Below are 21,039 nucleotides of genomic sequence, written 5' to 3' on the forward strand. Positions count from 1 at the left end.
GTCTCTCATTTCGGGCGGGCAGATTGGACGCCATGACCGCAACCACGCCCGCGCTCCGCCTGGGCACCGCCAAGGGGCGGGGCACCCTGCTCGCCGCCGTCCTCGCCTCGGGCATGGTCTTCCTGGACACCACCGTGGTCAACGTCGCGCTGCCCCGCCTCGGTGCGGACCTCGGCGCCACCGTCGCCGGTCTCCAGTGGACGGTCAACGGCTACCTGCTGATGCTCGCCGCCTTCGTCCTGCTCGGCGGGGCGCTCGGCGACCGCTTCGGGCGGCGGCGGATCTTCCTGCTCGGGGCGGTCTGGTTCACCCTCGCGTCGCTGCTCTGCGGGTTGGCCCAGGGCACCGAGTGGCTGATCGCGGCCCGGATCCTCCAGGGCATCGGGGGCGCGCTGCTCACCCCCGGCTCGCTGTCGGTGCTCCAGGCCAGCTTCCATCCGGACGACCGGGGCCGGGCCATCGGCGCCTGGTCGGGGCTCTCCGGCGTCTCCACCGCGCTCGGCCCGTTCCTCGGCGGCTGGCTGATCGACGCGCTCTCCTGGCGGTGGATCTTCTTCCTCAACCTGCCGCTGGCCGTGCTCGTCGTGCTGGCGGCGCTGCGCTGGGTGCCGGAGAGCCGGGACGAGGCCGCCTCCCGCACCGGGGGGTCGGGGCGTGGCCGCCGCCGCTTCGACGTGGCCGGCGCGCTGCTCGGCGCGTTCGCCCTGGCCGGGGTCACGTACGCGTTGATCGACGCCCCCGTCCGGGGCTTCGACTCGCTGCCGGTGCTGGCCGCCGCGCTGACGGGTGTGGCCGGCGCGGTGGCCTTCGTGCTCGTCGAGCGCCGCCGGGGAGACGCCGCGATGCTGCCCACCGGGCTGTTCGGCAGCCGGCTCTTCTCGGTGCTGAACGTCTTCACCGTGCTCGTCTACGCGGCGCTCGGCGGCTTCACCTTCTTCCTCGCCGTCTACCTCCAGAACGTGGTCGGCTGGTCGGCGCTGCTCACCGGGGTCGCGCTGCTGCCGATGACGGTGCTGCTGCTGGTCGGCTCGGCCCGCGCCGGCGCGCTGTCGGCGCGGATCGGGCCGCGGCTGCCGCTGACCGTCGGGCCGGTGGTCGCCGCCGCCGGGCTGGTGCTGCTGCGTGGCGTCGGCCCCGGCGCGTCGTACTGGCGGGACGTGCTGCCTGGCGTGGTGCTCTTCGGGCTCGGGCTGACGCTGGTGGTGGCGCCGCTGACCGCGTCCGTGCTGGCCGCCGTGGACGACCGGTTCGCGGGCGTGGCGAGCGGCTTCAACAACGCCGCGTCCCGGGCGGGCGGCCTGCTGGCGGTGGCCGCGCTCCCGCTGCTGGTCGGGCTCTCCGGCTCCGGCTACGCCCAGCCGGCCGAGCTGACCGGCGCGTACCGGGGCGCGATGCTCTGGTGCGCCGGCCTGCTGCTGGCCGGCGCGGCGATGGCCGCCCTGCTCATCCACCGCCCGCCGAAGCGGTAGGAAGGGCACCCTGCCGCAGCAGGATGCCCTTCCTACCGCCGGGTCAGGCGCGGGCGCGGTTGACGGCGCTCGTCACGGCCTTCACGGAGGCGGTCACGATGTTGGCGTCGGTGCCGACGCCCCAGACCGTACGGCCGTCGACCTCGCACTCCACGTACGCGGCGGCCTGCGCGTCCCCACCGGAGGAGAGCGCGTGCTCGTGGTAGTCGAGCACCCGTACCGCCACGCCCACCGAGTCGAGCGCGTTGACGTACGCGTCGATGGGGCCGTTGCCGACGGCGGTCAGCGTGTGGGACTGCCCGCCCTGGCCGACGCGGGCCTCGATCTCGACCTTGCCGTCGGCGGTGCCGATGGCGTACCCGTCCAGGGTGAGCGCCGGGTCGGCCTGGTGGTCGAGCAGGTAGTGCCCGGCGAAGATCTCCCACATCGTGCCCGGGTCGACCTCGCCGCCGTCGTGGTCGGTGACCTGCTGGACCACGCCGGAGAACTCGATCTGGAGCCGGCGCGGCAGGTCGAGCTGGTGCTCGCTCTTCATGATGTACGCGACGCCGCCCTTGCCGGACTGCGAGTTGACCCGGATGACGGCCTCGTAGGTGCGGCCCAGGTCCTTCGGGTCGATCGGCAGGTAGGGCACCGCCCAGGTGTGCTGGTCGATTGGCACCCCGGCCGCCGCCGCGTCCCTGGCGAGGGCGTCGAAGCCCTTCTTGATCGCGTCCTGGTGCGAGCCGGAGAAGGCGGTGTAGACCAGGTCGCCCGCGTACGGGTGGCGCTCGTGCACCGGGAGCTGGTTGCAGTACTCGACGGCGCGCTTCACCTCGTCGATGTTCGAGAAGTCGATCATCGGGTCGACGCCCTGGGAGAAGAGGTTCAGCCCCAGCGTCACCAGGTCGACGTTGCCCGTGCGCTCGCCGTTGCCGAACAGGCAGCCCTCGACCCGGTCCGCGCCGGCCAGCAGCCCCAGCTCGGCGGCGGCGACGCCGGTGCCCCGGTCGTTGTGCGGGTGCAGGCTCAGCACCAGGCTGTCGCGGCGGGGCAGGTGCCGGTTCATCCACTCGATCGAGTCGGCGTAGACGTTCGGCATGGCCATCTCGACCGTGGCCGGCAGGTTGACGATCAGCTTGCGGTCCGGCGTCGGGTCGATCACCTCGATGACTTTGGTGCAGACCTCCAGCGCGTAGTCCAGCTCCGTGCCCGTGTAGGACTCGGGCGAGTACTCGTAGTAGATGTCCGTGTCCGGGGTGTGGATCTCCGCGTACTTGCGGCAGAGCCGCGCGCCCTGGGCGGCGATGTCGGCGATGCCGTCGCGGTCCAGCCCGAAGACCACCCGCCGCTGGAGCGTGGAGGTCGAGTTGTAGAAGTGCACGATCGCCCGCCGGGCGCCGCGCAGCGACTCGAAGGTCCGGTCGATCAGGTGCTCCCGGCACTGGGTGAGCACCTGGATCGTGACGTCCTCGGGGATCAGGTCCTGCTCGATGAGCTGCCGTACGAAGTCGTAGTCCGTCTGGCTCGCCGAGGGGAAGCCGACCTCGATCTCCTTGTAGCCCATCTGCACGAGCAGCTGGAACATCCGGCGCTTGCGCTCCGGCGACATCGGGTCGATCAGCGCCTGGTTGCCGTCGCGCAGGTCCACCGCGCACCAGCGCGGCGCGGCCTCGACGTGCCGGGTCGGCCAGGTGCGGTCGGGCAGGTCGATGCGGAACTGCTGCTGGAAGGGCTCGTAGCGGTGGTACGGCATCCGGCTGGGGCGCTGCCGGGCGATCGGATCGTTCTCAGCGTCGGTGACGGGTTGAGCCATGACGGAGTGCTCCTCGGAACATGTGGCGTCAGCAATCGGAAGGTTTCGGCCGGGTGCCGGGCGACGGTGCCCGGGCGGTTGCCGATGGGAGGTTCGGATGTGCTGGACGGCGCGGTTCGACTCCGCGACGAGGTGCCGGCCTTCAGGCCTCGTCGCGGCGACCAAGGAGGAGGTACGCCTGCCACATGACGACGTAACCCTACGTGGCGGGATGGGGTGTGGGAAGGCAGGTCCGGACTATGAGACGCACTTCGCATACCTGCCGGTCAGTAGCAGGTCGGCCAGGGGGAGTCGGCGCCGCAGGCCGGTCTCGGAGCGCAGCAGGTCGGCGGGGAGGCTGAGCGGGTCGCCGAGCTGCCCGACGGCCGCCACCACGTGCGGTCGTACGTCCGCCGGCAGGTCGAGGTCGGCGGTCAGGCCGGCGTGGTCGAGCTCGTGCAGCTGGCGTACGTGCAGGCCGAGCGCCGTGGCCTGCACGGTGAGGTGGGCGACGGCCTGGCCCAGGTCGTACGCGTGCCCGGCGGATCCGGTGCGGTGCGCGCCGAGCAGCAGGGCGGCGGCGCGCTGCGCCCAGCGCTGGTCGGCCTCGGGCAGGTTGACCAGGATCCGCTTGAACGTCTCGTCGTTGCGGTGCCCGAGCGCGAACCGCCACGGTTGGCCGTTGCCGGCCGAGGGCGCCCAGCGGGCCGCCTCCAGCAGCGCGGACGCGTCCTCGCCGGACAGCTCCGCCACCGGGTCGAAGGACCGAGGGCTCCAGCGGAACGCGAGCAGCGGGGTGAGGTCGGCCATGCGCCAAGTGTCCCGTAAGGGCGAATCAGTCCTTTAGGCCGGGATGTCCGAATGTGGCGAAGAGCACCCGTAACGTGCCCGACGCTCAGAACGTTCCCGCGCCCGGGCTCGCGGACGGTTCCCCGGTCGGGTCCGGCGTCGCCGTGCCGAGCGGCTCGGCGTCGACCACCGGCCCGGCCAGCTGCACGGTGGCCGGGGCCGGGGCCGGCGTACCGACGAGGAGGAGCGTGCCGAAGGCGGCGTGCACCGCCGTGGGGGTGCCGTCGGGGCCGTAGCAGTAGATCCCCACGTCGAGGGGCGCGTTGATCGACGCCGAGGTGGTCTCGACGGAGTAGCAGGCGCCGGACGCGCCGGACGGCGGCTGGGCGGGCGACACGGCGAGCGGGGCCCGCCGGTCGGTCAGCACGGCCAGCCAGTCGGTGAACGGGTGCTGCACCCGGGGATCGAGCCGGCGGGGCACCGCCTCGTCCTTGTCGCCGAGGCGTACGCAGGCCGCCGGCTCGGGTCGGGCGGCGGACGGCAGCGCGCACTGGAACAGCCCGTCGGCGGTGGCGGCGAACGAGACGTCGGCGCTCCCACCGAGGGCGCCGCCCGGCACGTCGACCCGCCAACTGCCGTCGTTCGCGCTGGTCACCAGGATCGTCCGGTCCGGGGCTCCCGGGGCGCGCAGCGTGTAGCTGGCGACCAGGTGCCGGTCCTGCGCGGCGGCCGCCAGCGCGGCCAGCTCGTCGCGCGCCGCGTCCAGGCCCGCCGGCGCCGGTGTCGAGGTGGGCGTGGGCCGGGTGGCCGGCTCGTCGGCGGCGCAGGCGACGAGGAGCGCGGGCAGGGCGAGCGCGAGCGGGCCGGCGAGACGTCGCGCCAGCGCGCGCAGGGGCTTCGCGGAAGGCCCGGCCGGGCGGAAATGGGCGTGCACGGGCACATTCTGCGGCCCGGGAACGACGCGCGGGGGGCCCTGCCGGCGCGGCGTCCCGGCGTGTCGCGCACCACCCCGGCCCCGGCGGGCCCGCCGGATCGTGGGATCACCCGACCAGGCCCGGTCAGGCGACCGATACCCTGGGTGCGTCCGACATCGCGCCGCCGGCTGAAGGGTCGGCGGCGTCGGCACGCTCAGGACCGTCGCTGGGAGGGAGTGCACCGTCGTGGCACTCGTGGTGCAGAAGTACGGCGGGTCCTCCGTCGGCAACGCGGAGCGGATCAAGCGGGTGGCCGAGCGCATCGTCGCCGCCCGCAAGGCCGGCGACGACGTCGTCGTCGTGGTCTCCGCCATGGGGGACACGACCGACGAGCTGCTCGACCTGGCCAACCAGGTCAGCCCGCTGCCGCCGGGTCGCGAACTGGACATGCTGCTCACCGCCGGGGAGCGGATCTCCATGGCGTTGCTCGCCATGGCCATCCACAACCTGGGGTACGAGGCCCGCTCGTTCACCGGCTCGCAGGCCGGCGTGATCACCACGTCGGTGCACGGCCGGGCGCGGATCATCGACGTCACGCCGGGCCGGCTCAAGGGCGCGCTCGACGAGGGCGCGGTGGTCATCGTCGCCGGCTTCCAGGGCGTGTCGCAGGACACCAAGGACGTCACCACGCTGGGCCGGGGCGGTTCCGACACCACCGCCGTGGCGCTCGCCGCCGCGTTGCAGGCGGACGTCTGCGAGATCTACACCGACGTCGACGGCGTCTTCAGCGCCGACCCGCGCATCGTCCCGAACGCGCGGCACATCACCCAGATCACGTACGAGGAGATGCTGGAGCTGGCCGCCTGCGGCGCCAAGATCCTGCACCTGCGCAGCGTGGAGTACGCCCGCCGGGCGGGCTTGCCGATCCACGTCCGTTCGTCATACTCGACCAACACCGGCACCATGGTCACCGGATCGATGGAGGACCTTCCTGTGGAGCAAGCACTGATCACCGGGGTCGCCCACGACCGCAGCGAAGCCAAGATCACGATCGTGGGGGTGCCCGACGAGCCGGGCGCCGCCGCGCGGATCTTCGACACCGTGGCCGGCGCCGAGATCAACCTCGACATGATCGTGCAGAACGTGTCGACCGAGGGCACCGGCCGTACGGACATCTCCTTCACGCTGCCCAAGGCCGACGGCCCGACGGCCATGGCCGCCCTCAGCAAGATCCAGGAGTCGGTCAAGTTCAAGGGCCTGCTCTACGACGACCACGTCGGCAAGGTCTCGCTGATCGGGGCCGGCATGCGCTCGCACCCCGGCGTCGCGGCCGGCTTCTTCGCCGCCCTCGGCGCGGCCGGGGTGAACATCGAGATGATCTCCACCTCGGAGATCCGGGTCTCCGTGGTCTGCCGCGACACCGACCTGGACGCCGCCGTACGCGCCATCCACGAGGCCTTCGACCTCGGTGGCGACACCGAGGCCGTCGTCTACGCGGGGACGGGACGGTAGCCAGCGTGTCGGCGCTGCCCACCCTGGCCGTGGTCGGGGCGACCGGTGCTGTCGGCACGGTGATGTGCGAGCTGCTCAGCGGGCGCAAGAACGTCTGGGGCGAGATCCGGCTGCTCGCCTCCGAGCGCTCGGTCGGGCGGCGGCTGCGCTGCCGGGGTGAGGAGCTGACCGTCCAGGCGCTGACCCCGGAGGCGTTCGACGGCGTCGACGTGGCGATGTTCGACGTCCCGGACGAGGTCTCCGCGCAGTGGGCGCCGATCGCGGTCGCGCGTGGAGCCGTCGCGGTGGACAACTCCGGCGCCTTCCGGATGGACCGCGACGTCCCGCTGGTGGTGCCGGAGATCAACCCCGAGCAGGTACGCAACCGGCCGAGGGGGATCATCGCCAACGCCAACTGCACCACCCTGGCGATGATCATCGCGATCGCCCCGCTGCACCGCGAGTACGGGCTGCGCGAACTCGTGCTCGCCTCCTACCAGGCGGCCTCCGGCGCGGGCCAGAGCGGCGTGGACGCCCTGCACGCCCAGCTCACCAAGATCTCCGGGGACCGGGCGCTCGGCTCTCGCGCCGGCGACGTACGCCAGGCGGTCGGCGACGACGTGGGCCCGTTCCCCGCGCCGCTGGCGCTCAACGTGGTGCCCTGGGCCGGCTCCCTGGTCGACGCGGGATGGTCGTCCGAGGAGATGAAGCTGCGCAACGAGTCGCGCAAGATCCTCGGGCTGCCCGACCTCAAGGTCTCCGCCACCTGCGTACGGGTGCCCGTGGTGACCGGCCACTCCGTCGCGGTGCACGCCGTCTTCGCCACCGAGGTCGACGCCGAGGGCGCCCGCGAGGTGTTGCGGAACGCGCCCGGGGTGATCCTGGTCGACGACCCCGCCGCGGGAGAGTTCCCGATGCCCATCGACGCGGTCGGCACCGACCCGTCCTGGGTGGGCCGGCTCCGGCGCGCCGTCGACGACCCCCGCGCCCTGGACTTCTTCGTCACCGGCGACAACCTCCGCAAGGGCGCCGCCCTCAACACGGCCCAGATAGCCGAACTCCTGGCCAAGGAACTAACCCCCCGCTGACCCACCGGCCCACCCTCCCCACCTCTCCCCGCGCACTCCCCGGATCGACGCGGGTCGGGGTGGGGGCGCGGGTGGGTCAGGCGGGGGCCAGGCGGACGCCGTCGCGGCCGTGGTGTTTCACCGCGTAGAGCGCCTGGTCGGCGCGGCGCAGCGTGGCCTCCGGGGACTCGCCGGGGCGGGGCAGGGCCACGCCGACGCTGATCGTGCGGCCGATCCGCCGCGCCGCCTCGGCCAGGCGCTCGGCGATCCGGACCGCCTCCTCCGGGCGCGCCACCTCGATCACCGCCACGAACTCGTCGCCGCCGATCCGGTAGAGCTCGTCGCCGTGGCGTAGCGCAGCCTCCAGGGCCCGGGCCAGCCGGACGAGCACCCGGTCGCCGGCCTGGTGGCCGTACGTGTCGTTGACGGCCTTGAAGCCGTCCACGTCGATCGCCAGCAGGGCCGTACGTCCCGGGGTGGCGACCGCGATCCGCCGGCCGAACGGCCCGGTGTGCCGTAGCCCGGTCAACGGGTCCGAGTTGGCCTGCTCGCGCAGCCGGGCCAGGGTACGCAGCCGTTCCAGGCAGCTCCACGCCTGCCCGGCGAGCAGCTCCAACAGGTTGACGGTGGTCGGGTCGGGGCGCAGCAGCCGTTCGTCGGCGACCAGCAGCACCCCGCCGTCGTCGGGCTGGCCCACGGGCACCGCGACCAGGGTGCGTACCCCCGCCCGGGTCAGCGGCCGGTGGTCGGGGACGGGCGGGTGTCCCGCCTCGCCGAGCGTGTAGCCCACGCCGTGCCGGTGCGCGCGGGCGACCAGCCGGTCCAGCGCGGCCGGGCCCGCCTCGGTCAGCTCCGCCCGGATCCGGGCCTCCAACTCGCACGGGGTGGCCGGTGGGGTGCCCAGCCGGGGCCCGTCCGGGCCGGCGCCGGCCCGGTCGCCGGCGCGGCGGGTCCGGCGTTCGTCGAGCAGCAGCACCGCCGCGGAGAGCGTGGAGACGTCCCGGGCCGCGGCGATCGCGGCGGCGAACAGGTCCCACTCCGTCGACGCGGCGGTCAGCGCGGCGGTGTGCCGGAGGAGCTTCTCGCTGCGGCTCTCCGCCGGTGGCCCGCCGAGCGCCACGATGCGGGCGCCGAGCCGGGCCGCCAGCCGCTCGGCGGTGTCGCGCCACGGAGCCAGGTCGGTCGGGCCGCTCCATTGCAGGTCCAGCACGCCGAGGGGCCGGCCCGCCGGGTCCAGCACCGGTACGCACACCTCGGCGGTGACGTCGGGGCGTACCGGGATGTAGTCGGGGTCCTCGGTGACGTCGGGCACGACGGCGGTCTCGCCGGAGGCGTACACCCGGCCCACGATCCCGGTCTTCGGCGGCACGGTGGAGAAGACCTGCCAGGAGCCGGTGGCCGCGACGCAGCGCAGCCGGTCGTGGACGTGCAGGAGGACGGAGATGGTGGCCGGCGCGTGCCGGGCGAGCGCGGTTACCGCGTACCGGCACGCCTCGACGGCGGTCGACGCCATGGGGAGGCGGACCGTGACGTCACGGATGACTCGCTCGTGATCCACTCGGCACGTCGTTCCAGGTAGGGAGGGCTGCGACCGGCGGGCGGGCCCGGATCAAGCGTACTCAGCGGGGGCCCGGAGCGCCGTGGCCAAGATCGCTCGGACGCCTTCGTACACATGTGCCATCCACAGGCTGTGGACAGGGCCTGTGGGCACGGGCAGGCCGCACGCCGGGGCTCGCGGCGATAGCGTGAGGGTCCCGGTCGAGTGGAGGCACCGATGCTCATCGCCCAGCTCAGTGATCCGCACCTGACCACCGGCGCGCTCGCCGCCGAGCCGGCCGCCGGGCTGCACCACGCCCTCGGGCGGGTGCTGGCGCTGAATCCCCGGCCCGACTGCGTGGTCGTCACCGGCGACCTGGTCGATCGTGGCCGTCCCGACGAGTACGCGACGCTGCGCGAGATCATCGGCCGGTTCCCGCTGCCGGTGCACCTGGTCGCCGGCAACCACGACGACCGGGAGTCGCTGCTGGACGCGTTCGGCGGCACGCTGTGGCTCGGCGGCGGCTTCTCGGCGTACTACCACGTGGACCACCCGGAGGCCACCGTCGTGGTGCTGGACTCGGTGATGCCGGGCGGGGACGGCGCCGGCTGTCTCGGCGAGGACCAGCTCGGCTGGCTGGACGGGGTGCTGGCCGGCCGCCCCGAGGTGCCGGCCGTGGTCTGCCTGCACCACCCGCCGGCGCCGGTCGGCATCCCGTTCCTCGACGGCATCGGGCTGACCGACGGCGACGCGCTGGCCGAGGTGGTCCGCCGGCACCCGCACGTCGTCCGGGTGATCGCCGGGCACGTCCACCGCCCGGTCACGGTGACCTTCGCCGGCACGGTGCTCACCACCGCGCCGAGCACCTGGCGGCAGAGTTCGCTCACCACCAGCGCCGACGAGCAGATCGGCTGGGTCGCCGAGCCGACCGGCTTCCTGCTGCACCAGGTCACCGGGAGCGGATGCGTCACGCACCTGGTGCAGGCCAGCCACGCCGCCGGCATCACCTGCCCGTTCTGAGGCGCGGGCGGGGCGGGTCGCGATGGGCGAGGTCTGGTACGTCGCGTACGGGTCGAACCTGCACGCCGCCCGGCTGGGTTTCTACCTGGCCGGGGGCTGCCCGCCCGGCGGGCGCCGGACGTACCCGGGCTGCCGGGACCCGCGACCCCCGAGGCGTACGGTCCCGGTGGCGCTGCCCGGCGGGGTCTACTTCGCCGGCGAGTCCCGGGCCTGGACCGGCGGGATGGCGTTCTACGACCCGGCGCTGCCGGGCGAGGCGGCGGCCCGGGCCTACCTGCTCGACGTCGGGCAGTTCGCCGACGTGGCCGCCCAGGAGATGTACCGGGAGCCCGGCGCCGACGTCGACCTGATCGCCGAGGCCGTCGCCACGGGGCGGGCCACCCTCGGACCCGGCCGCTACGAGACGCTGCTCTGCCCCGGCCGGCTCGACGGGCTCCCACTGCTGACCTTCACCGCCCCGTGGGCGGCGTCCGAGGTGCCGTGGCGCGCGCCCGCCCCCGCCTACCTCGGCATGATCGCCCGGGGCCTGCGCGAGTCGCACGGCTGGGACAGCGACCGGATCGTCGCCTACCTGCTGGCCCGCCCCGGCGTCGCCGGTGCCTGGGACGCGGCGGCCGTCGCGGCGCTGACCGTCGCGCCGGAGCCGCGCGAAGTGCCGGGATGAGCGTCGCGTCGGCTGCTTTCCGGCACCGAACGCCGGCCGGTGACGGGACGGTCGGTGTCCGGCGGCTCACCGCCCGGTCATCCCCGCGTCCCGTCGGACGACCGGCGTACGTCCCGTCGGGCGGGAGCTGATCAACCGGCCAGCCGCAATCGCCCGGCGCGGTCGTTTCACTGTCCACAATCGCCTTCCGGCGTCGATAACCTCGGCCAGCCGTGCGTGGGGCACGGCGCAACGGCTCATCCGCCGGCCTGCGGGCCGGCTGTCCCTGTGGGGGAATCGCATGAGAAGAAGGCTGATCGGTCTCGCGGTGGCGTTCGCCGTCACGGTGGGCGTCTCGCTGACCACCGCAGGCCCGGCCCAGGCGGCCACCCCGGCCATCCAGATCACCAAGGTCTACTACAACTCGCCGGGGGCCGACAACCGCTCGAACTCCAGCCTCAACGCCGAGTACGTCAGGCTGACCAACCGACGCTCGACCACCCTGAACCTGAAGAGCTGGACGCTGCGCGACAAGTCCAACCACGTCTACAAGTTCTCGGGCGACTTCAAGCTGCGCCCGGGCGCCAGCGTGGTGATCCACACCGGACGGGGCACCAACAGCTCGACCCACCGTTACTGGGGCTCGCGCGCCTACATCTGGAACAACACCGGCGACAAGGCGTACCTGCGCAACTCGTCCGGCACCCTGATCGACTCCTGCTCGTGGGGTAGCAGGGGCAGCTACACGAACTGCTGACGTGGGCACCGGCCCCGGGCGACCGGGGCCGGTGGTCAGACGCCCTCCGGCCGCCCGCGTGCCACCTCGGGACACCCGCAGTCATCAACAGTGGACGATCGGCGAACCCCTGCCGGGCATGTCGGAAACGTCCGCGCGGATCTCACCGGCCGCAGGCGTATCCCCAGCTCCCTGGGCCGCCCCGGTCGCGCGGTGACCGGCGGCGATGAGAGGCTGTCGGCGATCCGGCGGCGGTCACCCATCGCCGCCGACCGCGACCCGAACCCTGCCGACGGCGCGGCCGACCCGGCGTGAACCGCCGCCCGGGTGCCCGCGCCGGCTTCCCACGAGGAGTTCCATGTCCATCTCCGGGACGCGCCGGGCCGCCATCGGCCTGACCGTGCTCGCCGTGGCCGCCTTCGGCGCGGTCACGACCACCCCCGACCAGGCGGACGCCGGCCCGAAGCCGGTCGCCGTCAAGCTGCTCGCCCTCAACGACTTCCACGGCAACCTCGAACCGCCCTCCGGCTCCAGCGGCAGCATCGCCGGGCAGCCCGCCGGTGGCGTCGAGTACCTCGCCACCCAGCTCGCCGCGCTGCGCGAGCGCGCCGCCAAGAAGCAGAACACCATCACCGTGGCGGCCGGCGACCTGATCGGCGCCTCCCCGCTGCTCTCCGCCGCGTTCCACGACGAGCCGGCGATCGAGGCGCTGTCGCTGGCCGGGCTCGACTACGCCAGCGTCGGCAACCACGAGTTCGACGAGGGCGCGGACGAACTGCTGCGGATCCAGAACGGCGGCTGCCACCCGGTCGACGGCTGCGCCGACGGCACCCCGTACAAGGGCGCCGGCTTCCAGTACCTCTCCGCGAACGCGTTCAAGACCGCGACCGGCCAGCCGCTGCTCGCCCCGTACGCGATCCACAAGGTGCAGGGCGTCAAGGTCGGCTTCATCGGCATGACGCTGGAGGGCACCCCGCGGATCGTCAGCCAGCAGGCCGTCGCCGGCCTGACCTTCGCCGACGAGGCGCAGACCGCCAACCGCTACGCCCGCGAGCTGCGTCGCCAGGGCGTCGAGGCCATCGTCGTGCTGCTGCACGAGGGCGGCACCCAGGACGCCACCGGCGGCATCAACGACTGCAAGGGCATCTCCGGCCCCATCGTGGACATCGCCAACCGGATGGACCCGTCGATCGACGTGGTCGTCAGCGGCCACACCCACCAGGCGTACAACTGCGAGATCGGCGGCAAGCTGGTCACCAGCGCCAGCTCCTTCGGCCGCCTGGTCACCGACATCGACCTCTCCATCGACCGGCGCACCGGCGACGTGATCAGCGCCCGGGCCGAGAACGTGGTGGTCACCCGGGACCTCGACCCGGACCGGGCGCAGACCGACCTGATCAACCGCTACAAGACCCTGCTCGGCCCGGTCGCCGGCCGCGAGGTCGGCCAGACCACCGAAGAGATCAAGAAGACCCAGGAGACCCTCTTCGGTACGCACCTGGGTGAGTCCCCGCTGGGCAACCTGATCGCCGACGCGCAACTCGCCGCCACCGACGACGAGCAGGGCGCGGTCGCCGCCTTCATGAACCCCGGTGGCGTACGCGCCGACCTCGACGCCGGCCCGGTCACCTACGAGGAGGCGTTCACGGTGCAGCCGTTCGCCAACAACCTCGTGACGCTCGACCTCACCGGCGCGCAGCTCTACTGCCTGCTGGAGCAGCAGTTCGTCGCCGGCCGGACGCTCTACCCGTCGTCGACCGTCCGGTACGTCGTCGACCCGGCCGGCACCACCGGCACCGTCGCCGACGCCTGTGCCGGCACCCGGGTCGTCCGGGGCAGCCTCACCCTCGGCGGGGTGGCGGTCACCGCCGACGCCACGTACCGGATCACGGTGAACAACTTCCTCTCCGGCGGCGGCGACGGCTTCACCGTCCTGACGGGCGGCACCAACGCGGTCACCGGAATGATCGACCTGGACGCGTTCGTGGCCTACCTGACCGCGCAGTCCCCGGTCTCGGCGCCGACGCTGGACCGCATCCGCACCACGGCGGAGGTTGCCGCCTCCTGACGGCAGCGGTACGCACCGACGGGCCCCGGAGCACCCGCTCCGGGGCCCGTCGACGTCGGGAAGGGAGCCACGCCGGGAAGGGAGCCGTGCCGCGGCCGGGCGGGCCGACGCGGTGGCGGTGTCCCAGCGGCGCTTCCGGGGACGCCCCGGGGCGCTCAGGCTTTGGCGGGGGCCGGCTCGGCGGCCGGCGGGGTGGCCGGCGCGCGGCCGTCCTGGGCGGTCGTGAGCAACCGCCGCAGGGAGAGCGCGATGAGCGAGGCCACCAGGCAGCCGCTGACGACCGCCACGACCCAGATCCGGCCGTTGGCCGCCCCGATCAGCGGGCCCGCCGTGACCGGGCCGATCACCCCGCTGACGCCGAAGATCATCGAGCTCATGGCGTTGTAGCGGCCCCGCAGCTCGTCCGTGGCGAGGGCGTTGGTCAGCGCCGGCATGACCGGCGACAGCAGCGTCTCGCCGAAGCCGAAGACCGCCGAGCAGGCCACGACGCAGAGGGCGGCGAGCAGGGCGTTGCCGGGGCCGACCACGCCCCCGGCCCCCAGCACCAGCCAGGCGGACGCGAAGACCCCGCCGACGACCGCCAGCGCGCCCGTCCGGCTGCGCCCCTCCATCCGCCGCAGGACCAGCAACTGGGAGAGCACGATCATCACCGTGTTGCCGGCCAGCGCCCAGGCGACCACGCGCGGCGTCACCTCGACCACCCGCACGGCGTACGCGGTGAAGCCGACCTCGATCTGCGCGTAGCCGCAGGTGGTCAGGACCAGGCCGAAGATGACGAGCCGCCGGAACGGGCGGTCGCGCAGCACGGTGAGGTAGCCGCCGGCCGACCTCTGCTCCCCGGCGGGCCCGGCGGCGAGCCGGCGGCCCACGTGCGGCAGGGTCAGCAGGATCAGCGCGGGCATCAGGTAGCTGATCGCGTCCAGCACGTAGATCGCCTGGAAGGTGACCGCGCGGGCGGTGTCGACGATCGCGCCGGAGGTCAGGCCGCCGACGCCGATACCGAGGTTGAGCAGGGCGAAGTTCAGCCCGAACACCCGTTGCCGCTCGTCGGCGTCGGTGATCGAGGCGAGGATCGTGTTCTGCCCGGGCCAGATGACGGAGCTGCCCATCGCGACCAGCGTCATCACCCCGAACGCCGAGGGCGTCGAGTCGACCAGCGCCAGCGAACCGGTGCCGACCGCCTCGATCAGCAGGCCCGACAGCAGGATCCGGCGCGCGCCGAACCGGTCGATGAGGGTGCCGCCGATCGGCGACAGCGCCAGGGTGATCACGCCGTACCAGCCGATGACCAGGCCGGCCCGGGTGTCGGTGAGGCCCCGCACGTCGGTCAGGTAGATGAACAGGAACGGCAGGGTGAGGCCGCGCCCGATCGCCGACAACAGCGTGCCGACGAGCATCCGCCGGGCTTCGGGACGGCGGGGCAGGGCGCGACTGAGCATCCCCCGATTCTGTGTCGTGGGTGTGACGCGGCGCGAGGCCTTTTGCCGCCGAGTTTTCCGGCCGCCGTGTGCGTGGGGTCACACCCCGGGCGCGGCGGCGGGGCGTCGTACCCTTCTGCGATCCTGGTCGCGATGACCACCACCTGGCGGCACCTGCCCGCACCGGCCCGCGAGATCGCCACCGCCACCACCGACGCGGTCGCCGCCGCACGCGAGCGCGCGCCCGAGGCGTACGACGTCGCGGTGGCCCGGCTCGCGGCGGCCGAATGGTCCGGCCTGGTGCTCGGCGCGGTGGTCCGCCTGCTGTTGGAGGAGACCCACCCCGACGGCCTGGACGGCGACGACGTCCGTCAGGTGCTCGAAGGTTGCGTACGCGACGCCGCGCAGTGGCGGTCCGACGTGGACCCGCACGTGGTGCTCGTCCTGCTGGCCGGTGCCCTCGGCGTCTACGACCCGGACGGCGACGAGTCGCCGCCCGACCCGCCCGCCGTGGCGCGGCACGCGCCGCTGCTCGTCGCCGACCTGCTCGCCGCCACCGGCCGGCCCGTCGACGGATATCTGACGGCGGCGTTCACCGAGATCGCCCGCACCGAACGGCAGGACTGACCGGCTACTGAGGGCTGGTGTCTAGGACGCCTGGCGGACGGGCAGATCGGCCAGCCAGACGTCGGCCAGGTCGGCGAGGGGGACGTCGAGGGCCTGGCTGAGGCAGACCACGGTGCCGAACGCCGGTGCGGGCAGGCGGCCCGCCTCGATCTTGCGCAGCGTCTCGGGGGAGATGCCGGCTGCCAGGGCCACCTCGACGAGGCTGCGGTTGGCCCGCGCGGCCCGGAGGGCGGCTCCGAGGCGCTGGCCCGCGGCGATCTGTTCGGCGGTGAGTGGTTGGCGAACCATGGCAGCAGGATATCCCTCCTGAGCGCCCCGACCTGGCGTGGTATAAAAATACCGGTATAAAAATACCGCGCGGGAGAGGGAGGCTGTCGTGATCGAGCTCAAGTCCGCCGAGGAGATCGGCCGGATGGCGGTGACCGGGCAGTTCGTCGGCGAACTGCTCGCCGAGCTGAGCGGTGTCGCCGCGGTCGGGGTCAACCTGATGGACCTCGAACACCATGCCCGTCGCCGGATCGCCGAACGCGGCGCCGAATCCTGCTACTGGGACTACGCCCCGTCGTTCGGTCGTGGCCCGTTCCGCAACGTGCTGTGCCTGTCGGTCAACGACGCGGTGCTGCACGGCCTGCCGCACGACTACGTCCTGCGCGACGGTGACCTGCTCAGCATCGACATGGCGGTCAGCATCGACGGCTGGGTCGCCGACTCCGCGCTCTCCGTCGTCGTCGGCACCCCCGACCCGGCCGACCTGAAGCTGATCGAGGCCACCGAGGTCGCGCTGGAGGCCGCCATCGCCGCGGCCCAGCCCGACGGTCGCCTCGGCGACATCTCCGCCGCGATCGGTGAGGTCGCCCGCTCCTACGGCTACGGCGTCAACGCCGAGTTCGGCGGCCACGGCATCGGCCGCACCATGCACGAGGCGCCGCACGTCTCCAACGACGGCCGCCCCCGGCGCGGCCTGAGACTCGACCCCGGCCTCACCCTCGCCATCGAGCCCTGGTTCTGCCGCTCCACGGACAAGATCAAGTTCGACGAGGACGGCTGGACGATCCGCTCCGCCGACGGCTCCCGTACCGCCCACTCCGAGCACACGGTCGCCATCACGGCCGCCGGCCCCCAGGTCCTGACCCGCCGCCCCACTCCCGGCGACGCCCCGGCCGACCTCACCAGGAAGCCCGCCGCAGCCGCCTGAGCCCTCGCCCACCCGGGGCTGCGGCCTGGCGGTGTGGGCGCTACGGCGGAGCGGGGCCGGAGCGGGGCGGAACAGCCAACCCGGCCGGCGGTGACGGCGAGCCGCGTGAGCGTCGTCGAGGCGTGCGGGGGGATATTCGGGTACGTCCCAACCGTCGCCATGCCGGTTGGTCGCCCGGAACGCTGGCGAGCGGTTTAGCTCTCCTGACCGCATCAGGCTCATCGCTCGCTGCCGCTCGGCCCTGTTGCTGTCGACAGCAACAGGGCTGACTGCTTCGGTGTGAACGCGGCTGGAGAGCACCGACGGCGGTCGACTGCTGCCAGGAAACCTCCATCCATGCATGTTGTTCGGGCTCCAGCCACGTCCGGTGGTATCGGTTGTCGTCTCGTTCGCTGCCTCCCTGCTGCCTCGCGACTTCCGTTACCCGCACCCGCGTACGGCGGCCAGGTCGCTACCCTTCTCCGGTGACGAATGGTGCCGCTGTCGCATTGGGTATCGAGGCCGCTCGGCGGTTAGCACAACTGGACCTGGTGGACATTCAGCCAGGGCTCAACGACGCTGAGTTCGACAGCATCGAGCGACGGTTCGGCTTCGAATTCGCCGACGACCACCGCGCCTTCCTCGCGGCCGGGCTGCCAGTCTGGACATCTGGCCGCGATGACCACCCCGACAGGGCAAGTTGGGGCTGGCCGAACTGGCGCCAACTTGACTCGACCACCCTGCAAGAGCAGCTTGACTGGCCGATCGCAACCGCGCTCAACGACATCGAGCAGGGCGAGTGGCCGCCTGGGTGGGGCAATCGCCCTCACGAACTCGTCCTGCGCATTGCCAAGGCGAAGCGCCTTCTCGCCGAGGTTCCCCAGATGGTTGCCTTGTATGCCCACCGCTACCTGCCGGCCGGCCGCGGCTCCTTCGGGCATCCCGTGCTGTCCATCCACCGGCTGACCGACACCATCGTCTATGGCCACGACCTCGCCCACTACATTGATCAGGAGTTCCGAGAGCCCAAGGTGACCGTGGCCCTCTGGCGTGACTACGTGTGAGAGGTGAAGGCCGGCGCCCGACTGCTCGACCTCCAGGCAACGATCAGGCCGCGTCTACCTGCCCGCTAAGCGCCCCACGCCAGGTGCGTCCGTCGGCGTCCACGGATGTCCGGCTGGATCCACCACGATCGCTCACCCCGTAGGGGGTCGATGGGCTCAGACCAGTGCTGATGCCGCGAGGTTGGTTGCAAGACCACTGAGGACACAAGTAACAGAGCCGACAATCATCTTTATCCAGACCATCTTGCCTCCTCCGTCGATCTCCGTTAGGGCTGCGGCAGAGATCAGCGAGAAGATGCAGGCGAGCAGCATGATGAGTAGCACTGGACCCAGGTTCAACCCTGGTCTCAGCCCATCACCTACCTATAGTAGCCCTCTCGCTGGCGAGGCTCTGCGCGCTCGGTACGGCGTAATCGTGTACATCCCTGGCATGGGCGCTGCCACTGCACTCGTCCGAAGCGGCTCCCAGGAGCAGCTGTGTCCGACCACCACAGCACATGCGACCGATCTTCGCGCGCACCTCGGAGCGGTAGTCAGGAAGCACTAGAGGGCACATCCATCGATTGGATGTGCCCTCTTACCTCTGGTCGGGGTGGCCGGATTCGAACCGACGACCTCTTCGTCCCGAACTGGCTGCATCGTGGTTTGGTCGGGCTGCTCCGAGGTCACGAGCTCTGCTGAGGCTCGGCTCGGCCTAGTTCGGCTGACACGGTTGCTGTACTTCGCTGCTGTACTGCTGGCGTCAGACGAGGCGCTGGATGCGGACCTTGGGCTGCTCGTTTCTGAGGTGGCCTTCCTTGTGTTGGCGGACCTGCTCGTCCCAGACCGCCTGGTCGTAGTCGGGGTCCGGCGGGATCCACTTGTGGGAGCCGTCGCTGTAGTGGAACTTCTCGTCGCCGGGTCGCAGGATGCTCATCGGGTCCAGCCGAGGAATCGGTGGTGTAGGTAGCCGGCGGGGACGTGGGCCAGGTCATCGGCGGCGCCGACGAGTTGGACGGCCAGGTAGAGGGCCAATGACACGGGGGCGCGATCGTACTCGGCTCGCAGCTCCTGCCGCCGGGGCTGGCAGGGCCAGTCGGCACCGCAGCCGCCGCATGTCCAAGCCGGTGTGACCGGAAGGTGTGTCGTCATTGCAGCCTCTTCCGCGCTGCCCGCCACTTCGACGCTACGGCTCTCGGCCGGTCGTCGTCTGACGGCCAGTGGCCTCTGTTGATCGGAATCCGATGCCTGGTGCGGCAGGGGAGCTCACCTCCGCACCGACAGACCTTCCGCCACCGGTGCCATGACCAGACCGGCCGGTGCCGTCTGGCGAGAGTGAGCGCGACAGCTACCAAGTACTCCTCGTACGAGACGCGAGGCACCAAGTCTCCCCTCGGGTATCGGCCAACCACGGCAGCACGTCGGGACTGGTGATCGTGCAAGTCCGCAGCTCACGTCACCGTAACGACGTAGGACTGTAGATACAATAAGATGTAGAGCTGTTGGACACATAGCGTCACTATCGTGATCGACCCCAGCGCAGATCGTGCCGTGTTCCGGCAGCTCGCAGACCTCCTGCGAGACCGGATCGCGTCTGGCGACCTCGCGCCCGGGGCGTCACTGCCCAGTGAGCTGCGGTTAGCTCAGGAGTACGGGCTGAGCCGCACGAGCGTCCGACAGGCGGTAGCGCTACTCCGGTCGGAAGGGCTCGTGATCGTGGAACCACCGCGCGGCACGTTCGTCCGTGCCGTCGAGCCGACCGAGACGGTGACTCTCCTCAAAGGCGACACCGCCACCGCTCGGATGCCTACCCCTGTCGAGCGGCGTGAGCTAGAGATGGGCGAAGGTATCCCGATCCTCGTGATCTTTCGCGCCGACGGCTCGCGCGAGCTGTACGCGGCCGACCGCATCCGCGTAGGAAGGTAGAGGCGGCGATGGCCATTGCGCCTACGCGTCGCGCTGGGCGGCCGGTCAGGCCTTACCTGCAAACTGCCCGGCAACGCTGATCGCCGTCGCTACGATCGTCGACAGCATCCCCACGATCGCGCCCAGGGTCGTCAGTCCCTCCCTGGGCGACGCCCAAAGCCCGCGGTTCATCTGACGCCACGCGTGCGGAACGAAGGTCATCCTGAGCTTCTGCCACTTGTGTTGCCGCTTGCTGCATCCAAGCAGCAGGCCAGCCGAGTTGTTTCGGCACAAGGTCCCGTCGCGGTTCACGGCGCAGCACCAGACAGGGGCCTGGAACAGGAAGAAGCCTGTCACCAGCAGCGACAGCACGAGCAGCGCCACTGGCCCCACGGAGCGAGTCCACCAAGCCGTGACGAGGATGACGAACGCCAGATAGCCCCAGTACCGCCCCAGACCCTTCATGGAGATCGACCGTAGTGGAGTGTATGCGGTCAGTAAGGGCTATCTGTCCGGCACCCGACAAGTGCCTCGCGGCTTAGACGTGTCTCATGGCGGCTGACCTGCTGTTTCTGGGCGCTGCTGGTCGACGTTCTACGGCCCTGCAATGCTCCGGTTGGCGGCCCAAAATGGCTATCCGCACTCCTGCGCGCCTTCGGCCGGTCCCGTTAGCCTTCCCAGGTGTCCTACCCGGTGTGGAACTACTACCCGCGCAACCTTCGGCCGCCAGAGTGGGTCGAGGGCTTCCTTTCCGTCATCCATGATGCCGCCCCGCACATCTCTACGGCTGAGCCTCGCGTCGGCGTCACGAGCGACATGGTGCTACGCCACCTTGCTGCTGGACTCCAAGGTCTTGGCTTCGCGGTCGAGACGGGCAAGACGGCTGCCGGGAAGATCCGCCGGCCTGTCCTGTTCGGCGATAACGGGCGAGCCGAGGTGTCCTACGAGATCGACGCCTTCCACGACGGCCACGGGATCGTGGTAGAGGCCGAAGCAGGGCGCGGCGCTCGGGGCAATGCGGTCTACCGCGACATCGTTCGCACCAGTCTCATCCTTGACGCGCGATATCTTGCCTTGTTGCTTCCGATCGCCTACCGCCATCAGAGCGGGGGCCGTGAGGTCGCGGTGCCAGCCTTTCGCGACGCCCGAGACCAGTTCAACGCCATCTACGCCAGCCAGCGTCTGCGGCTCCCCTTCGATGGGGTGCTGCTGGTCGGCTACTGACACTTGGCGTTGAACGGTCACCGAGTGTCAGGCGAACCGGACAAAGGACGCCGATTGATTGCCTGAGCAGCGCAAACACTAGGCATCGATACTCTCCGTTGGGCATCGTTGGTCAAGGTTCCACGGCCTGGCGACGGCCT

General features: G+C 71.7%; 21 protein-coding genes. 12 read left to right on the top strand and 9 right to left on the bottom strand.

The features are described from left to right. Positions 1 to 32: 32 nt before the first annotated feature. Positions 33 to 1,469 carry an MFS transporter gene (locus ACGFIG_RS00255; protein ID WP_392997894.1) on the top strand — a complete coding sequence of 479 codons (1,437 nt, stop codon included), beginning with the start codon at positions 33 to 35 and terminating at the stop codon, positions 1,467 to 1,469. Positions 1,470 to 1,512: 43 nt separating this feature from the next. Here the strand turns inward: ACGFIG_RS00255 and leuA are convergent, their stop codons facing one another. The 3 genes from leuA to ACGFIG_RS00270 form a co-directional block, all read right to left on the bottom strand. Further along, positions 1,513 to 3,264, bottom strand: a complete 1,752-nt coding sequence (gene leuA, locus ACGFIG_RS00260; RefSeq protein ID WP_392997895.1) for a 2-isopropylmalate synthase — start codon at positions 3,262 to 3,264, stop codon at positions 1,513 to 1,515. A 237-nt stretch (positions 3,265 to 3,501) separates the two neighbouring features. Beyond that, positions 3,502 to 4,053 (bottom strand): nitroreductase family protein, encoded by a 552-nt coding sequence (locus ACGFIG_RS00265; protein WP_392997896.1) that lies wholly within the window; start codon positions 4,051 to 4,053, stop codon positions 3,502 to 3,504. Positions 4,054 to 4,138: 85 nt separating this feature from the next. Then, positions 4,139 to 4,966: a hypothetical protein gene (locus ACGFIG_RS00270; protein ID WP_392997897.1), complete on the bottom strand. Its 828-nt coding sequence runs from the start codon at positions 4,964 to 4,966 to the stop codon at positions 4,139 to 4,141. A 226-nt stretch (positions 4,967 to 5,192) separates the two neighbouring features. On the opposite strand from ACGFIG_RS00270, the gene ACGFIG_RS00275 reads away from it, so the two are divergent. Next, positions 5,193 to 6,458 (top strand): aspartate kinase, encoded by a 1,266-nt coding sequence (locus ACGFIG_RS00275; protein ID WP_392997898.1) that lies wholly within the window; start codon positions 5,193 to 5,195, stop codon positions 6,456 to 6,458. A gap of 5 nt (positions 6,459 to 6,463) precedes the next feature. Further along, a complete protein-coding gene (locus tag ACGFIG_RS00280; RefSeq protein WP_392997899.1) occupies positions 6,464 to 7,525 on the top strand; it encodes an aspartate-semialdehyde dehydrogenase in 1,062 nt (353 codons plus the stop codon). A 76-nt stretch (positions 7,526 to 7,601) separates the two neighbouring features. Here ACGFIG_RS00280 and ACGFIG_RS00285 read toward each other — a convergent pair whose 3' ends face one another. After that, complete coding sequence (locus ACGFIG_RS00285; protein ID WP_392997900.1) at positions 7,602 to 9,062, bottom strand: diguanylate cyclase; 1,461 nt, start codon at positions 9,060 to 9,062, stop codon at positions 7,602 to 7,604. A gap of 216 nt (positions 9,063 to 9,278) precedes the next feature. Between ACGFIG_RS00285 and ACGFIG_RS00290 the strand changes: the two genes are divergently transcribed. The 4 genes from ACGFIG_RS00290 (at position 9,279) to ACGFIG_RS00305 (ending at position 13,508) form a co-directional block, all read left to right on the top strand. Next, positions 9,279 to 10,061, top strand: a complete 783-nt coding sequence (locus tag ACGFIG_RS00290; protein WP_392997901.1) for a phosphodiesterase — start codon at positions 9,279 to 9,281, stop codon at positions 10,059 to 10,061. Positions 10,062 to 10,083: 22 nt separating this feature from the next. Next, entirely contained in the window at positions 10,084 to 10,725 is a 642-nt protein-coding gene (locus ACGFIG_RS00295) for a histone deacetylase (protein WP_392997902.1), read from the top strand. A 280-nt stretch (positions 10,726 to 11,005) separates the two neighbouring features. Then, complete coding sequence (locus ACGFIG_RS00300) at positions 11,006 to 11,461, top strand: lamin tail domain-containing protein (RefSeq protein ID WP_392997903.1); 456 nt, start codon at positions 11,006 to 11,008, stop codon at positions 11,459 to 11,461. Positions 11,462 to 11,798: 337 nt separating this feature from the next. Then, positions 11,799 to 13,508 (top strand): bifunctional metallophosphatase/5'-nucleotidase, encoded by a 1,710-nt coding sequence (locus tag ACGFIG_RS00305; RefSeq protein ID WP_392997904.1) that lies wholly within the window; start codon positions 11,799 to 11,801, stop codon positions 13,506 to 13,508. 155 nt (positions 13,509 to 13,663) lie between these two features. On the opposite strand, the gene ACGFIG_RS00310 is transcribed toward ACGFIG_RS00305, so the two are convergent. Then, positions 13,664 to 14,947, bottom strand: a complete 1,284-nt coding sequence (locus ACGFIG_RS00310; protein WP_392997905.1) for an MFS transporter — start codon at positions 14,945 to 14,947, stop codon at positions 13,664 to 13,666. A gap of 132 nt (positions 14,948 to 15,079) precedes the next feature. Here ACGFIG_RS00310 and ACGFIG_RS00315 point away from each other — a divergent pair, with 132 nt between their 5' ends. Beyond that, complete coding sequence (locus ACGFIG_RS00315; protein ID WP_392997906.1) at positions 15,080 to 15,553, top strand: hypothetical protein; 474 nt, start codon at positions 15,080 to 15,082, stop codon at positions 15,551 to 15,553. A 21-nt stretch (positions 15,554 to 15,574) separates the two neighbouring features. Here the strand turns inward: ACGFIG_RS00315 and ACGFIG_RS00320 are convergent, their stop codons facing one another. Further along, complete coding sequence (locus ACGFIG_RS00320) at positions 15,575 to 15,841, bottom strand: helix-turn-helix domain-containing protein (protein ID WP_392997907.1); 267 nt, start codon at positions 15,839 to 15,841, stop codon at positions 15,575 to 15,577. Positions 15,842 to 15,929: 88 nt separating this feature from the next. Between ACGFIG_RS00320 and map the strand changes: the two genes are divergently transcribed. Both map and ACGFIG_RS00330 read left to right on the top strand, forming a co-directional pair. Beyond that, positions 15,930 to 16,748 (top strand): type I methionyl aminopeptidase, encoded by an 819-nt coding sequence (gene map / locus ACGFIG_RS00325; RefSeq protein WP_392997908.1) that lies wholly within the window; start codon positions 15,930 to 15,932, stop codon positions 16,746 to 16,748. 464 nt (positions 16,749 to 17,212) lie between these two features. Beyond that, on the top strand, positions 17,213 to 17,791 hold the full coding sequence (locus ACGFIG_RS00330) for a hypothetical protein (RefSeq protein WP_392997909.1): 579 nt from the start codon (positions 17,213 to 17,215) through the stop codon (positions 17,789 to 17,791). A 156-nt stretch (positions 17,792 to 17,947) separates the two neighbouring features. On the opposite strand, the gene ACGFIG_RS00335 is transcribed toward ACGFIG_RS00330, so the two are convergent. Continuing rightward, positions 17,948 to 18,115 carry a hypothetical protein gene (locus tag ACGFIG_RS00335; protein WP_392997910.1) on the bottom strand — a complete coding sequence of 56 codons (168 nt, stop codon included), beginning with the start codon at positions 18,113 to 18,115 and terminating at the stop codon, positions 17,948 to 17,950. A gap of 418 nt (positions 18,116 to 18,533) precedes the next feature. Then, on the bottom strand, positions 18,534 to 18,707 hold the full coding sequence (locus ACGFIG_RS00340; protein WP_392997911.1) for a hypothetical protein: 174 nt from the start codon (positions 18,705 to 18,707) through the stop codon (positions 18,534 to 18,536). Positions 18,708 to 19,294: 587 nt separating this feature from the next. On the opposite strand from ACGFIG_RS00340, the gene ACGFIG_RS00345 reads away from it, so the two are divergent. Further along, positions 19,295 to 19,696: a GntR family transcriptional regulator gene (locus tag ACGFIG_RS00345; protein WP_392997912.1), complete on the top strand. Its 402-nt coding sequence runs from the start codon at positions 19,295 to 19,297 to the stop codon at positions 19,694 to 19,696. Between the two features lie 45 nt (positions 19,697 to 19,741). Here ACGFIG_RS00345 and ACGFIG_RS00350 read toward each other — a convergent pair whose 3' ends face one another. After that, a complete protein-coding gene (locus ACGFIG_RS00350; protein ID WP_392997913.1) occupies positions 19,742 to 20,140 on the bottom strand; it encodes a hypothetical protein in 399 nt (132 codons plus the stop codon). 216 nt (positions 20,141 to 20,356) lie between these two features. Here ACGFIG_RS00350 and ACGFIG_RS00355 point away from each other — a divergent pair, with 216 nt between their 5' ends. Further along, entirely contained in the window at positions 20,357 to 20,899 is a 543-nt protein-coding gene (locus ACGFIG_RS00355; RefSeq protein WP_392997914.1) for a hypothetical protein, read from the top strand. The last annotated feature ends 140 nt before the right edge of the window (positions 20,900 to 21,039 follow it).

The organism is Micromonospora sp. NPDC049048 (assembly GCF_043197615.1).
GTDB lineage: Bacteria > Actinomycetota > Actinomycetes > Mycobacteriales > Micromonosporaceae > Micromonospora.

Coding starts and splice junctions, on each gene's coding strand:
- ACGFIG_RS00255 (WP_392997894.1), top strand. CDS start 33: ATGACCGCAACCACGCCCGCGCTCCGCCTGGGCACCGCCAAGGGGCGG.
- leuA (WP_392997895.1), bottom strand. CDS start 3,264: ATGGCTCAACCCGTCACCGACGCTGAGAACGATCCGATCGCCCGGCAG.
- ACGFIG_RS00265 (WP_392997896.1), bottom strand. CDS start 4,053: ATGGCCGACCTCACCCCGCTGCTCGCGTTCCGCTGGAGCCCTCGGTCC.
- ACGFIG_RS00290 (WP_392997901.1), top strand. CDS start 9,279: ATGCTCATCGCCCAGCTCAGTGATCCGCACCTGACCACCGGCGCGCTC.
- ACGFIG_RS00295 (WP_392997902.1), top strand. CDS start 10,084: ATGGGCGAGGTCTGGTACGTCGCGTACGGGTCGAACCTGCACGCCGCC.
- ACGFIG_RS00300 (WP_392997903.1), top strand. CDS start 11,006: ATGAGAAGAAGGCTGATCGGTCTCGCGGTGGCGTTCGCCGTCACGGTG.
- ACGFIG_RS00305 (WP_392997904.1), top strand. CDS start 11,799: ATGTCCATCTCCGGGACGCGCCGGGCCGCCATCGGCCTGACCGTGCTC.
- ACGFIG_RS00310 (WP_392997905.1), bottom strand. CDS start 14,947: ATGCTCAGTCGCGCCCTGCCCCGCCGTCCCGAAGCCCGGCGGATGCTC.
- ACGFIG_RS00315 (WP_392997906.1), top strand. CDS start 15,080: ATGACCACCACCTGGCGGCACCTGCCCGCACCGGCCCGCGAGATCGCC.
- ACGFIG_RS00320 (WP_392997907.1), bottom strand. CDS start 15,841: ATGGTTCGCCAACCACTCACCGCCGAACAGATCGCCGCGGGCCAGCGC.
- ACGFIG_RS00340 (WP_392997911.1), bottom strand. CDS start 18,707: ATGAGCATCCTGCGACCCGGCGACGAGAAGTTCCACTACAGCGACGGC.
- ACGFIG_RS00350 (WP_392997913.1), bottom strand. CDS start 20,140: ATGAAGGGTCTGGGGCGGTACTGGGGCTATCTGGCGTTCGTCATCCTC.